This is a genomic window from Stenotrophomonas sp. PUT21, assembly GCF_052232875.1.
Lineage (GTDB): Bacteria > Pseudomonadota > Gammaproteobacteria > Xanthomonadales > Xanthomonadaceae > Stenotrophomonas > Stenotrophomonas maltophilia_N.
The window spans coordinates 2,153,171-2,166,989 of sequence record NZ_CP197645.1; the positions used below are offsets into that span (position 1 = coordinate 2,153,171).

Annotated in this window: 9 protein-coding genes; 8 read left to right on the forward strand and 1 reads right to left on the reverse strand. The window is 67.2% G+C overall.

The features are described 5' to 3' along the window. Positions 1 to 15 precede the first annotated feature (15 nt). From ACTT2I_RS09980 to ACTT2I_RS10000, 5 genes are all read left to right on the forward strand, one after another. On the forward strand, positions 16 to 2,574 hold the full coding sequence (locus ACTT2I_RS09980) for a TonB-dependent receptor plug domain-containing protein (protein WP_421099784.1): 2,559 nt from the start codon (positions 16 to 18) through the stop codon (positions 2,572 to 2,574). Between the two features lie 176 nt (positions 2,575 to 2,750). Continuing rightward, positions 2,751 to 4,988 carry an ATP-binding protein gene (locus ACTT2I_RS09985; RefSeq protein WP_421099783.1) on the forward strand — a complete coding sequence of 746 codons (2,238 nt, stop codon included), beginning with the start codon at positions 2,751 to 2,753 and terminating at the stop codon, positions 4,986 to 4,988. Next, positions 4,985 to 5,458: a response regulator gene (locus ACTT2I_RS09990; RefSeq protein WP_421099782.1), complete on the forward strand. Its 474-nt coding sequence runs from the start codon at positions 4,985 to 4,987 to the stop codon at positions 5,456 to 5,458. Before ACTT2I_RS09985 ends, ACTT2I_RS09990 begins: the two co-directional genes overlap by 4 nt. After that, complete coding sequence (locus tag ACTT2I_RS09995; protein WP_443096840.1) at positions 5,451 to 7,874, forward strand: PAS domain-containing protein; 2,424 nt, start codon at positions 5,451 to 5,453, stop codon at positions 7,872 to 7,874. The genes ACTT2I_RS09990 and ACTT2I_RS09995 overlap by 8 nt, the downstream gene beginning before the upstream one ends. A 144-nt stretch (positions 7,875 to 8,018) precedes the next feature. Then, complete coding sequence (locus ACTT2I_RS10000) at positions 8,019 to 8,399, forward strand: response regulator (protein WP_421099776.1); 381 nt, start codon at positions 8,019 to 8,021, stop codon at positions 8,397 to 8,399. Between the two features lie 15 nt (positions 8,400 to 8,414). Here ACTT2I_RS10000 and ACTT2I_RS10005 read toward each other — a convergent pair whose 3' ends face one another. Next, entirely contained in the window at positions 8,415 to 11,297 is a 2,883-nt protein-coding gene (locus ACTT2I_RS10005; RefSeq protein ID WP_421099775.1) for a hybrid sensor histidine kinase/response regulator, read from the reverse strand. Between the two features lie 390 nt (positions 11,298 to 11,687). Here ACTT2I_RS10005 and ACTT2I_RS10010 point away from each other — a divergent pair, with 390 nt between their 5' ends. From ACTT2I_RS10010 to ACTT2I_RS10020, 3 genes are all read left to right on the forward strand, one after another. Further along, complete coding sequence (locus tag ACTT2I_RS10010; RefSeq protein ID WP_293983378.1) at positions 11,688 to 12,647, forward strand: cation diffusion facilitator family transporter; 960 nt, start codon at positions 11,688 to 11,690, stop codon at positions 12,645 to 12,647. Between the two features lie 73 nt (positions 12,648 to 12,720). After that, positions 12,721 to 13,464 carry an SOS response-associated peptidase gene (locus ACTT2I_RS10015; protein WP_172407591.1) on the forward strand — a complete coding sequence of 248 codons (744 nt, stop codon included), beginning with the start codon at positions 12,721 to 12,723 and terminating at the stop codon, positions 13,462 to 13,464. Between the two features lie 147 nt (positions 13,465 to 13,611). Next, positions 13,612 to 13,782: a CsbD family protein gene (locus tag ACTT2I_RS10020; RefSeq protein ID WP_019184192.1), complete on the forward strand. Its 171-nt coding sequence runs from the start codon at positions 13,612 to 13,614 to the stop codon at positions 13,780 to 13,782. The last annotated feature ends 37 nt before the right edge of the window (positions 13,783 to 13,819 follow it).

Consider the following 13,819-nt stretch of genomic DNA (forward strand, 5'->3'; position numbering starts at 1 on the left):
CTCTGGGGATCCTCCATGCTGTCCACGCACCATCGCCTGCCGTTGGTTGTCGCCGTTCTGTCCGCACTCTCCCTGCCCGTCGCCGCGCACGGCGCACCCGAGGTGGAGGTCGCCACCAGCACGAGTACCGCCACACTGGATACCGTCACCGTGACCGGAACGCGCGCCCAGGGCCGCACCGTGCGCGAAAGCGCGGCGCCGATCGATGTGCTGTCGGCCGAAGACATCCGCGCGGCCAACGCGACCAGCCTGCTGGATGCGCTCAACACCACCGTGCCGAGCTTCAACCTGCCGCTGGAAACCGGCGATCTCAACAGCATGGTGCGCGCCGGACAGCTGCGCGGCCTGAATTCCAGCCACGTGCTCGTACTGGTGGACGGCAAGCGCCGGCACGCCACCGCACTGCTGGGCGCCGGTGGCTTCGGGGGCGCCGCACCCGCCGATCTGGCCCTCATCCCTACCGGGGCGATCGCGCGCATCGAAGTGCTGCGCGACGGTGCATCGGCGATCTACGGTTCGGACGCCATCGCCGGCGTGATCAACATCGTCACCAACACGTCTGCCCGCGGCGGCAACGTCTCCTACCGCGACGGCACCTATTTCGCGGGCGATGGCCGCTCGCGCGTGGTGCAGGCCGATGCCGGGTTCGGCATCGGCGACGGCGGCCATCTGCACCTTGCCGCGCAGCTGGATGACCAGAAAGCCACCAACTACACCAGCCCCGCACGGGATACCTTCCTGTACTACTTTCCGCGCAACGCCGCGGGCAATCCGATCCGCCCCGGTGGCAACCAGGCCAGCAACCCAACGCTGCCCCCGGGTGCCACACCCGATCCGCGCGAGGCCACGCGCGACAACAATGCCTGGCGCAACCGGGGCATCCGCGCGTTCCGCACGAAGACCGCCACGGCCAATGCGAGCATTCCACTGGCCGCCACGGTAGAGGCCTACGGGCTGTTGACCCTGGCCCAGCGCGACGCCTGGGCACCACAGAACTTCCGCCAGCCGCTGCGCAATGAAGTGGTTCGGGCCATCGATCCGAATGGCTTCGCCCCGACCGAGCACATCGACGAGAACGACGGCGCGCTCACGCTGGGGGTACGCGGCCAGGCCGGCGAATGGGATTGGGACCTGAGCAGCGGCTACGGGCGCGATGCGATGGACATCAACCTGCACAACAGCATCAACCCCACCTACGGCCTGGACAGCCAGACCGATTTCTATATCGGCGACCTGCGCTACAGCGCCTGGACCCACAACCTGGATGTGCGCCGCCAGCTGCAGACGGCCTGGCTGGCCGCGCCACTGGAACTCAGTGCAGGCGCGGAGTACCGCGATGAGCGCTATCGGATCGGCGCGGGCGATGTGCAGTCCTACACCCATGGCGGGCAGCGCGTGCTGGACGGCCCCTACGCCGGCACGGTGCTGGGCATCGGCCTGGGCGGCTCGCAGGCGCTGCCCGGCTACCGGCCGGAAGACGCGGTGGATGTCAGCCGCAACAGCGGCGCGGTGTACGTCGGCGTCGCGGCCGACCTGGGCTCGCGCTGGCGGGTGGACCTGGCGGGCCGGCATGAGCGTTACTCGGATTTCGGCAGCGAGACCACCGGTCGCCTGTCCACCCGCTTTGCGCTGCATCCCCGGCTCGCCCTGCGCGGCACGATCAGCAACGGCTTCCAGGCCCCTTCGCTGGCTGCGCAGGCGTACCGCAACACCTCCAATGGCAATTTCTACACCGACCACATCCTGCAGGCCGGCTCGCCGCAGGCCATCGCGCTGGGCGCGCAGCCGTTGCGCCCGGAAACCTCGCGCAGTCTCAGCCTGGGCATCGTGGCCGAGCCCTGGCAGGGCGCGTCGCTGACCGTGGATGCCTACCGCATCGATGTGGATGATCGCATCGCACTGTCCACCACCTTCCGCGAGGGGCTGTATCCCGGCTCCGGTGCGCTGGTCACCGCGGTGGGCCTCGGCGCGCAGGATGGGGTGCGCTACTTCATCAATGCCGCCGATACGCGCACCGAAGGTGTGGAGGCCACGCTCGAAGGCCGCGTCGATCTGGGCCGCGGCGGCGCCCTGCGCTGGACCCTGGCCAGCAGCCACACCCGCGCGAAGATCACCGGGCTGGCCCCCACACCCGCGGTGCTGGCCGCCTTCAATGTGCCGGTGTTCAGCACCGGATCGCAGAACGAGCTGCTGTACAAGGCGCCGAAGTCCCGGCAGGTGCTGGGCCTTGACTGGAGCCTGGGCCGCTATCGCGTCGGGCTGCGCCAGAGCCGCTACGGCAACATCCAACGCTATGGGTCGCCGACCACGGTGGCCAGCAGTGGGCCATATGCGGGCCAGGCCGAGATCGCCTACGACATCGGCGGCCTCTGGATCACCGATCTGCAACTGGGCGCCACCCTGCCCGGCGGCTGGGACGTGGCACTGAACGCCAACAACGTGTTCGACCGCAAGGTCACGAAACTGCCCGAGCCGCTGCTGGCGGCCAACGAGTACTACCGCTACGCCAATGGGGGTCCGATCGATGGCTCCGGTGGGCTCTGGTCAGCCACCCTCCGTTACCGTTGGGATTGATCCGCGCGCAGCGCAAGGAACACCGTCGCATCCTCACAGATCCGGGCGCCCGCCTATGCAAAAATAAGGGAACTGTGGCACACCGCGTCGCAGGTGACGGTGTGTGCTCCTGACAACCAGGCGCAGCCGTGCCATTCGTGCGGTGGCCAGTACTGGTAAAGATCAGGAGTCAATGAATGTCCTCGAGGAATTCCGGCGCAAGCGCCTTGGATCTGTCCAGCTGCGCGCGTGAGCCGATCCGTACCCCCGGTGCCATCCAGCCGTACGGATTGATCCTGATCCTCGATCACACGACATTGACGGTCAACGCCCGCGCGGTGGCCGAGCCGGGCCTGCTGGAGGCGCTTGGCGATCCGCTGGGCCAGCCGCTGGATCAGGTCCTGGCCGGCACTCTGGCGCCATGCAGGCCGGTACTGGAGGCATTGGAGGATGGTGCCTCGCATTTCCTGGGCGCGCACCCGGTCGGCACGGCGGGCAACCACCACACCGTGGCCCACCGGATCGGTGATGACGTCATCATCGAGCTGGAGGCCCCGGTGCCGGGCGAACCGGGCTCACTGGAGGACCTGTATCCGTCGATCCGCCGCTTCATGGCCGCGATCGAGCGTGCGCCGACCACCCAGGCGCTGTGTGAGATCGCCGCGGCGCATATCCGCGAGCTGACCGGCTTCGACCGCACGATGATCTACCAGTTCGACAAGGACTGGAACGGCGCAGTGGTGGCCGAGGACCGCAATGACGTGCTGCCCTCCTACCTGGATCTGCGCTTCCCGGAATCGGATATCCCCGCCCAGGCGCGTGAACTGTACCGGCAGAACCGGGTCCGCCTGATCGCCGACAGCCGGTACACCCCGGTGCCGCTGGTGCGGGTGCCGGCCATCGCCGACGCGCCGCCGACGGACCTCGGCCCGGCCATGCTGCGCAGCGTCTCCCCGGTGCACCTGCAGTACATGCGCAACATGGGCACGGGCGCATCGATGTCGGTCTCGGTGCTATCCGAGGGCGAGCTGTGGGGCTTGATTTCCTGCCACAACCAGGTCGCCCGCCGGGTGCCCTACCACGTACGTACAGCCTGCGAGTTCATCGGCCAGATCCTGTCGCTGCAGATCGCGGTGAAACAGCGCGCGGTACTGGTCGAAGAGCGCATCGCACGCCGCGCGATCCAGGTCCGGCTGCTGGGGCGGATGGCCGGTGACACCGACTTCATGGCCGCACTCGGCCGCGACCAACAGAGTCTGCTCGCGCTCACCCAGTCCACCGGCGCGGCGATCGTGCACCGTGGCGAGTGCATCCTGCATGGCCAGTGCCCCGGCCAGCGCCACGTGATGCAGCTGGTGCAATGGCTGACCGCGCGACAGATCGAGGGCGACATCTTCTGCACCGACACGCTGCCGCTCGACTGGAAGGAGGCCGCAGCCTTCGCCGGCGTGGCCAGCGGCGTGCTGGCCATCTCCATTTCGCAGATCCACGACAGCTTCGTGATCTGGTTCCGGCCCGAAGTCGTCCGTACCGTGCGCTGGGGCGGCGACCCGCGCAAGGAAGAGACCGGACAGCCCCTGTCGCCGCGCACCTCGTTCGAGGGCTGGAAGCAGACCGTGCGCCAGCAGTCGCTGCCCTGGAACGACGTGGACCGCGATGCTGCGCTGGAACTGCGCACCGCCATCGTGGATATCGTGCTGCGCAAGGCCGAAGAGATGGCGGCATTGAACGAGCAGCTGTTGCGCAGCAACAAGGAACTCGAAGCGTTCTCCTACTCGGTGAGCCACGACCTGCGCGCTCCGTTCCGGCACATCGTGGGTTATTCGGAACTGCTGTGGTCCTCGGCCGGCGAAAGATTGAACGATTCAGAAAAGAGATTCCTCGAGACCATCGTGGAGTCGGCAAAATCGGCAGGGACGCTGGTCGATGACCTGCTCAGCTTTTCGCAGATGGGCCGCTCGACGATGGGCCAGATCGCGATGGACATGACCGCTCTGGTGGATGACGTGCGCCACAAGCTCGACATGGAATACACCGGCCGCGCCATCGACTGGCAGATCGCGACGCTGCCCAAGGTGCTGGCCGACCCCGGCATGCTGCGGCTGGTGTGGCAGAACCTGCTGTCCAACGCCATCAAATTCACCCGTGACACCCCGGAACCACGCATCGAGGTGGGTCACGAACGCCATGACACGGAGGACATCTTCTTCGTGAAAGACAACGGCTGCGGTTTCGACATGCGCTATGTGGACAAACTGTTCGGTGTGTTCCAGCGGCTGCATCACGTCGATGAGTACGAAGGCACCGGCATCGGCCTGGCCAACGTGCACCGCATCATCACCCGCCATGGCGGCCGGACCTGGGCCAACGGCCAGGTCGGCGCCGGCGCCACCTTCTATTTCACCATCCCCTTTGTTACTGGAGACCACCTATGAGAGATCTGCGACCGATCCTGCTCGTAGAAGACAACCCGAAAGACGCTGAATTGACCATGGCCGCGCTCGCCCGCTGCCAGTTGCTCAATGACGTGACCCATGTGCGCGACGGCGTGGAAGCGCTGGAGTATCTCCGCTGCCAGGGGCGTTATGAAGGTGCCATGCATGGCGGCCCGGTGGTCGTGCTGCTGGACCTGAAACTGCCCAAGCTCAACGGCCTGGAAGTGCTCAAGGAAATCCGCAGCGACCGCGCGCTGAGCAGCACCCCAGTGGTGATGCTGACCTCCTCGCGCGAGGAGCAGGACCTGATCCGCAGCTACGAGCTGGGCGTCAACGCGTTCGTGGTCAAGCCGGTGGACTTCAAGGAATTCCTTGAAGCGATCCAGGGCCTGGGCATGTTCTGGGGCATCACCAACCAGCCGCCACCGCACGGCACCCTGTTCGGCGGGAAGAGTAGACACGATGGCTGAGGCTGCCACAGGAAGGACCATCAGGATCCTGATGGTCGAAGACAGTGCACTTGATGCAGAACTGATCACCGCGCAACTGCAACGCGCCGGCGTGCCGTTCACGGCCGAGCGCACCTGGTCACACCAGGGCATGCTCGATGCCCTGACCGCCAACGCGTTCGATGTGATCCTGGCCGACCACGTCCTGCCGGGCTTCGATGGTGACGCCGCGCTCGCCCTGGCCAGCGAAATCGCCCCCCAGATTCCCTTCATCTTCGTCTCCGGCACGCTCACCGAAGAACTCGCAGTGCAGGCGCTCAAGCGCGGTGCGCGCGATTACGTGGTCAAGTCACGCCTGCAGCGCCTGCCCGATGCCGTGCTCAGGGCCATCGGCGAAGCGCAGGAGCGCCGCCGGCTGCAGCGCGTGGAGGCCGAGCTGCATGAGAGCCACCAGCGGCTGAAGCTGATCACCGATTCGCTGCCGGCGCTGATCGCCTACTTCGGTCACGACCATCGCTACCGCTTCGCCAACAACGCCTATGTCGAGTGGCACGGCCGTACGCCGGAAAGCCTGATCGGCCGGCACACCCGCGAGGTGATCGGCGAGGACACCTTCAACAGCATCCAGCAGCACCTGGACCGGGTCCTGCTCGGTGAGAAGGTGAGCTTCGACCTGCTCTCGCTGCGCAGCGATGGCACGCCCCGCCACGCGCAGGTGGACTGCGTGCCCGAGCTGGCGCCGGACGGCGCGGTGCTCGGCTATTACGCGATGGCGCGCGATATCAGCGAGCTCAAGCACGCGCAGGCGCTGCTCAGGGCCAACAACGAATCCCTGGAACGCCAGGTCGACGAGCGGACCTCGGCGCTGCACCGCAGTGAAAGCCGGCTGCAGGCGCTGTTCGAATCCAGTTTCCAGCACCAGAACCTGCTGACCCTGGATGGTCACATCATCGACACCAATTCGGCGTCGCTGGCGGCCATCCTCGCCAACAAGGAAGACGTCCGCGGCAGCCTCTACTGCGAGTCTGCCTGGTTCGCCGATACCCCCGGGGTACCTGGCGTGGTCTGCACGGCCATTCTCGAGGCGGCGGCCGGCACCGCCTCTCGTCATGAGCTGGCGCTGCGCCTGCCCACCGGCAAGCGGACCTTCGATTTTTCCTTCCGCCCGCTGTTCGATCACCAGGCGCGGATCACCGCCGTGGTCTCCGAGGCGGTGGAAACCACCGCGCGGCGGCAGGCCGAAGAGGCGCTGCGGCACAGCCAGAAGATCGAGGCCGTCGGCCAGCTGACCGGCGGGATCGCGCACGATTTCAACAACATCCTGACCGTGATCGCCGGCAACATCGAATACGCCAAGATGTTGACCGACCGCCTGGGTGACGCTGCAGGCAATTCATCGCGCTCGCTGGACAACGCGATGAAGGGCGTGATGCGCGCGGCCAATGTCACCCAGCGCCTGCTGGCATTCTCGCGCCGCCAGCCGCTGAAGAACATGCCGGTGGACCTGAACGAAGAAATGCGCGGCATGCAGGACATGCTCAAGCGGTCGCTCGGCGAGCTGGTGCAGATCGACATGCTGCACAGCCCGGATATCTGGTGCGTGGAGATCGATCCGAGCCAGCTGGAGGCCTCCATCCTCAACCTGGCCGTCAATGCCCGCGATGCCATGCCCGAGGGCGGCCGCCTGACGATCGAGATCGACAATATCCACCTGGACAAGGATTACGCGGCGCAGCACCCGGATGTCCCGCCTGGGCAGTACGCCATGATCCGCGTGCGCGACAGTGGCCAGGGCATGTCGGCCGAGGTGATGGGCCGGGTGTTCGAACCGTTCTTCACCACCAAGGAGGTCGGCCGCGGCACCGGGCTGGGCCTGTCGATGGTGTACGGCTTCGCCAAGCAGTCCGGTGGCCATGTGCTGCTGGATTCCATCGAAGGCACCGGCACCACGATCACCCTGCTGTTCCCGCGCTCGGCCTCGGCCCTGCCCGGCACCCGCCAGGCCGAGGCGCAGGATGCCAACGCCTACGAGGTGGAGGAGGAGACCACGGTACTGGTGGCCGAGGACAATGACGATGTCCGCGCCTACACCGTGGATACCCTGCGCCAGCTGGGCTACCGCGTGCTCGAAGCGCACGACGGACCGTCCGCCCTGCGCCTGCTCGACCGGCCGGACGTGACCGTGGACCTGCTGTTCTCGGACATCGTGATGCCGGGCATGTCCGGCTGGGCCCTGGCCAAGCAGGCGATCGGCCAGAAACCCGGCCTGCGGGTGCTGTTCACCTCGGGCTATCCGCGCGATATCGACGCAAGTGGCACGGTCGGCCGGACCATCGCGCTGCTGGCCAAGCCGTTCACCCGCAGCGACCTGGCCCGTTCCATCCGCGCTGCCCTGCAGGACGAGAGCCCCGCCCACGGCAGCGACACGGTGGAATGAAGCTGCGCAGGGCGGCTGCCGGCAACGGCGGCGCCCGGGCTCATGACGCTGGGCTGGCATGCGATGCACAGCGGCCTAACACGCGCGGGCGCTAAGGTGGAGATCCGTACAGGTGGCTGCACGCCACGAGGATCTCCGCCCGCAATGACCGCTGCCAGTACACACCCGCGATGCCGCGTGCTTCTCGTCGAAGACGACGCACCCATCCGGGAGATGACCAAGGACATCCTCAACGACGATGGCTTCGAAGTCCTCGACGTTGCCGACGCCGAGGCAGCGCTGGGGTGCCTCAGGCACGACGGCCCGTTCGACCTGCTGGTCTCCGATGTCGGCCTGCCCGGAATGGACGGCCGCGACCTGGCCACGATCGCCACCACCCTGCACCCGGCCATGCCCATCCTGCTGGTCACCGGCTATGCCGGCGCCGCCGGGGCGCGACCGGACTTCCTCGGCGAAGACATCAAACTGTTGCGCAAACCCTTCACGCTCAAGCAGCTAGTGAGTTCGGTCAGGTCCCTGCTCTGAGCCCGGCCATCACCGTCACGGGCTGCCGGGTCGGCTTGCCAGCAGCGCGCGGGCGCGCCGCTCCAGTTCGGCCGTGGTGAACGGCTTGGTCAGCACCTCCATCCCCTCCTCCAGCTGCCCGGCCCCGACCGCCGCCGACGCTGCATAGCCGGTGATGAACAGCACGGGCAAACCGGGCCGCACCTGACGCCCCGCGTCGGCCACCTGGCGGCCGTTGAGCCCACCCGTGAGCCCGACATCGGTGATCAGCAGGTCGATGTGCTGCCCGGAGTGGAGCAGTTCGATCGCCTGGCCACCCTCCGGCGCCTGCAGCACCCGATAGCCGGCGCCGCCCAGTACCTCGCTGAGCAAGGCGCGGATCGCCGCCTCGTCTTCGACCACCAAGATCGTCCCGACGCTGGGCGTCGGTGCGGCGGGCATCTCCTGTGCAGCCTCCTCCGTCGCATTGGCCGCGGTTTCGCCGATGAAGCGCGGCAGGTATACCTCGACCGTCGTGCCTTGACCGACCTGCGAGTCGATCCGCACCTGGCCGCCAGACTGGCGGGTGAAGCCATAGATCATCGACAAGCCCAGCCCGGTGCCCTGCCCGATCGGCTTGGTGGTGAAGAAGGGCTCGAACACCTTCTCGATCACCGCCGCCTCCATGCCGGTGCCGACGTCCGTGACCGCCAGCCGCACGTAATCGCCCGGCGCGGTATCCAGCGCGGCCGCCGCCTCGGCCTGCAGCGTCACGGTCGCCGTGCTGATGGTGAGCGGGCCACCCTCGGGCATCGCATCGCGGGCATTGATGCACAGGTTCAGCAGCGCATTCTCCATCTGCGGCACATCCACCAGCACCGCCCACGGATCCGAATCGAGCTGCGTGGCAATCGCGATCGCGGGCCCCAGCGTGCGCGAGATGATGTCCAGCATGCCGCGCACCATCGCATCGGCCACCACCGGCGTCGGCGCCAGCGTCTGCCGGCGGGAGAAGGCCAGCAGGCGCTGGGTCAGCGCGGTGGCGCGCGACGCGCTGGACTGCGCCATCTCCAGGTAACGACCGATGTCGTCATAGCGCCCCTGGTCGATGCGCAGTTCCAACAGCTCCAACCCCACCGAGATGGCGGTCAGCAGGTTGTTGAAGTCATGCGCCAGGCCGCCGGTCAACTGGCCTACGGCCTCCATCTTCTGGCTCTGCCGCAGCCGCTCTTCTGCGACCTGCAGTTCGGCACTGCGCGCCTGCACCCGCTCCTCCAGCGTCAGGGTCAGCTCACGCAACTGTTCTTCGGCCTGGCGACGCTCGGTCACGTCCGAGGCGGTGCCGAACCACTCGGTGATCCCGCCGTTGTCATCCAGCAGTGGCACAGCGCGCATCTGCACCCAGCGCACCGTGCCGTCGGGCAGCAGGCTGCGGTGCTCCAGCTCCAGTGGCTGCCGCTGCGCCATCGCGCGGGCGATGGCCTGTTCCAGCAGGGCCAGATCTTCCGGATGTACGTAGCGTTCCTTCCAGTCGGTGACCGCCGGCAGGCTGTCGTCCTGTGCCACCGGTCCAGTGGCCAGGATCTGGCGCATCTCGCGCCAGTCGGCCGTGACCGCATACAGCGACTGCGACGAGGCGCTCACCAGCGCCCCGAGGCGGCGCTCGCTATGGGCCAGCGCATCGCTGGCGCGGCGCTCCTCGGTACGGTCAGCCAGCACCTTGACGAAGCCCTGCACGGTGCCATCCTCATCGCGCAGCACGGTCATGGCGCCGCTGGCCCAGAAGCGCTCCCCGGACCTGCGTGCCAGCCAGCGCTCACCGCTGACCCCGCCGGATGCGATTGAAATGCCCTGGTTGCGCCGCAACCGCTCGGCGTGGATATCGTCCGCGGTGTAGATCACCTCCACGTTCTGGCCCAGCATCTCCGCCTCGGTCCAGCCGAAGATGTGCTCGGCCCCGGCATTCCAGAGGGTCACCTTGCCTTGAAGATCCGAGGCGACGATCGCGTAGTCGCTGGCGCTGTCGATGATCTGGCGGTTGCGCGCCTCCACCTGGCGCATCGTGCGCTGCAGCTCGATGTGGGAAGTGACATCCAGGCCCTGGACGAACACGCCTGCCGTGCTGCCGTCTTCGCCGGCTACCGGCTGGAAGACGAGATCCAGCATGCGCCGGGCCGAGGACGGATCGGATGGGAACGGCGCGTCGTAGACCATCTCGCTGCCGATGTACGGCTTGCCGGTGCGGTACACCTCGTCCAGCAACGGCATGAAACCCTGGTCGACGATTTCCGGCAGCGCGTCCCGGATCGACTTGCCCAGCACGTGGCGGTTGCCGACCAGCCGCTGGTAACCCGGGTTGGCCAGCTCGACGCGGTGCTCGGGCCCACTGAGGAAGGCCATGAACATCGGCGATTTGTCGAACAGCGCGATGAGCCGCTCGTTTTCGCGGGCAAGGCGCTGTTGCGCCAGCATGATGCCGGTCACCTCATTGGTGACGCAGAACGCACCGCCAACCGTGCCATCGTCCAGGAAGATCGGGGAGAACGAGAACGTCCACCAGGTCTCTTCGGGCACGCCCTGCCGGCTCATCGACACCGGCAGGTTCTCGTAGCGGGAAGACTCGCCCGCGAATGCGGCCTCGATCGGTGCGCGCACGGCATCCCATGCGTCCGCCCACAGTTCCTTCAGCGGTGCCCCCAGCGCCCGCTCCAGGCGTGGCCCCAGGATCGGGCTGTAGGCATCGTTGAAAAAGAACGTCAGGTCGTCGCCCCAGACCACATACATGCTCTCGGGCGAGGCGAGGATCAGGTTGATCGCATTGCGCAGCGGCCCGGGCCAGTGGGCGATCGGGCCCACCGGCGTCGCCTGCCAGTTCCATCCACGAACCTGCTCGGCCATCGGGCCGGTGCTGCCAGGAAAACGCCCCACCCCTGCACTCATGCGCGCCGCTCCACAACGGCCGGGGCACGCGCGCCGCGCAGCCGCGCGGCAGACCAGGGAGGAACAGACATCATCGGGGCACCGAACCTTGAACTGAAGGCGTCGCAGGAGCAGGGGGGAACGGCAGGCAGCGCTCGGCCGGCCGGAATGGGGAGAGCAATTTAATCCACGCGGGGCAAATCCATGTCAACGCCCGGCGTCGCACCGGACCTGTGCCCACGGCCAGGGATTCTCCCGCGCCACCGGCTGCGGGTACAGCACCTTGGGGGCCGCACGGCCGTCCTTCCTGCCACGCTCTGCCTGCCACGTCTGCCTGCCACGCCCGGATGTGCACGCGCCCGGGACGCGCCGTTGGCGATGATGCGGCACCCTCCCCACCCCGCCTCCGCCATGGCCAAGCCGACTGGCTCCCGTCTCGTGATCTATGCCGCCCTCGCCGGCAACCTGGCCATCGCCATCGCCAAGTTCGTCGCCGCCGGCATCTCCGGCAGCTCGGCCATGCTCAGCGAGGGCGTCCACTCGCTGGTGGATACCATCAACGAGCTGCTGCTGTTGTACGGCCTGCGCCGGGCCGAGCAGAAACCGGACACCCTGCACCCCTTCGGCCATGGGCGCGAGCTGTATTTCTGGAGCTTCATCGTGGCGCTGCTGGTGTTCGCCGCCGGCGCCGGCGTGTCGGCTTATGAAGGCATCCAGCACATCCGCAACCCCGAGCCGGCCACCAACCATCTGATCAGCTACGTCGTGCTGGGCATCTCGCTGGTGTTCGAAGGCACCTCGTGGTGGATCGCCCTGCGCGAATTCCGCGCCACCAAGGGGTCGCTGGGCTACTTCGAGGCGTTCCGCCGCAGCAAGGATCCGTCCACGTTCACGGTGTTGCTCGAAGACAGCGCCGCCCTGCTCGGCTTGGGCTTCGCACTGGTCGGCCTGCTCGCCGCGCAGCTGCTGGACATGCCCATCCTGGATGGCGTCGCCTCGCTGTGCATCGCCGGTGTGCTGGCCGTCACCGCGTTTCTGCTGGCCCGGGAGACCAAGGGGCTACTGGTCGGTGAGCCGGCGCACCCGAGCGTTGCCAAACGCATCCTGGCGGTCGCCAACACCGATGCCGACCTGCGTCGCGCCAATGGCGTGACCACCATGCAGATGGGCCCCGAACAGGTCGTGGCGATGCTGAGTGCGGAGTTCGAGGATGATCGGACCACGCCGCAGATCGAGGCGTGCATCACCCGGATCGAGAAAGCAGTGAAAGCCGAGTATCCGGAGCTGGTGGCGTTGTTTGTGAAGCCACAGACACCGGAAGTATTCCAGGCGCGGCGGGCAGCGTTGGCGGAGCCGCATCCGGACGCGTGATCCCAGCGCACCGCGCGCCACCTCGCCGGTGCTGCGCACGACGCCGTCACGGATGTCGTCGGATGCTCGGCCCATGCGCCGTTTCGCACAAGCCATCGCCGATATCGAGTCACTCCCCGCCGGACTTCCCATCACGCTGGCGCGGACGCTGGCGACCGCCCCGGATCACTACAACATCGCCAAGGGCAGCGTGGCCACGGTGCTGGCGCGCGACCACGACGGCTCCATCGCCGTGGCCGACATGGTGTGGGGACTGGTGCCGCGCTGGTCCAAGGAGCCGGCCACGTCCTACACGACAGTGACCGCACGGCTGGACCGCGCGCCACGCAGCCGCATCTACGCGCAGGCCTGGGCACAGCGCCCATGCGTGCTGCCCATGACCGGCTATTACAAATGGGACCGCGAGCGCCAGCCGCCGTGGCCGCTGTTCGTGCAGCGCAAGGACGGACTTGCCCTGCTCGCCGCCGGGCTCTGGGAGCATTGGGAACGCGAGGACGGCCAGCAGCTGGACAGCTTCACCGTCCTGACCGGGCCGAACCACGCGATTCCTTCCCCACTCACCCCGGATGGGCCGATCTTCATCGCACCGGCCACCGCCCTGGACTGGTTGAGCGGCGCCTTCAAAACACCCGCGGCGTTGAGCGCACGAGCCTCCACGCCGGCACTGGAGGCCTATCCGGTCAGCCGCGCGTTTCGTGATCCCTCGCGCGACGATTACACACTGTTGGAGCCGGTCGATCCGGATGCGCCTGCAGCAACTGCCGAACCACCGCAATGGGACGGCGATGCATGGGATGAGCGCGATACCGATGAATGACGTGCAGCGCACGTGAGCGTCAACCTTTCCGGCGCTTGAACGGATTCCGCATCAACAGCGAATTTCACCTTCGCGCCACCGCACTGCGGTCAGGGTGGAGATGCCCAGCAACACGGGCCCTCTCTCTAACTAATTGTGGAGTCAACCATGGACAAGAATCGCACTGAAGGCGCCAAGAACCAGGTCAAGGGCACCGTAAAGGAAGTCGTGGGCAAGGTCACCGGCGACAAGACGAAAGAAGTGGAAGGCAAGATCCAGAAGGGTGTCGGTGAAGTCCAGAGCGATGTGGGCAAGGCCCGCGACGACGCTCGCCGCTGAGCCTCATCCCACGGCTCTCTGACCGCATCCGCGGCAG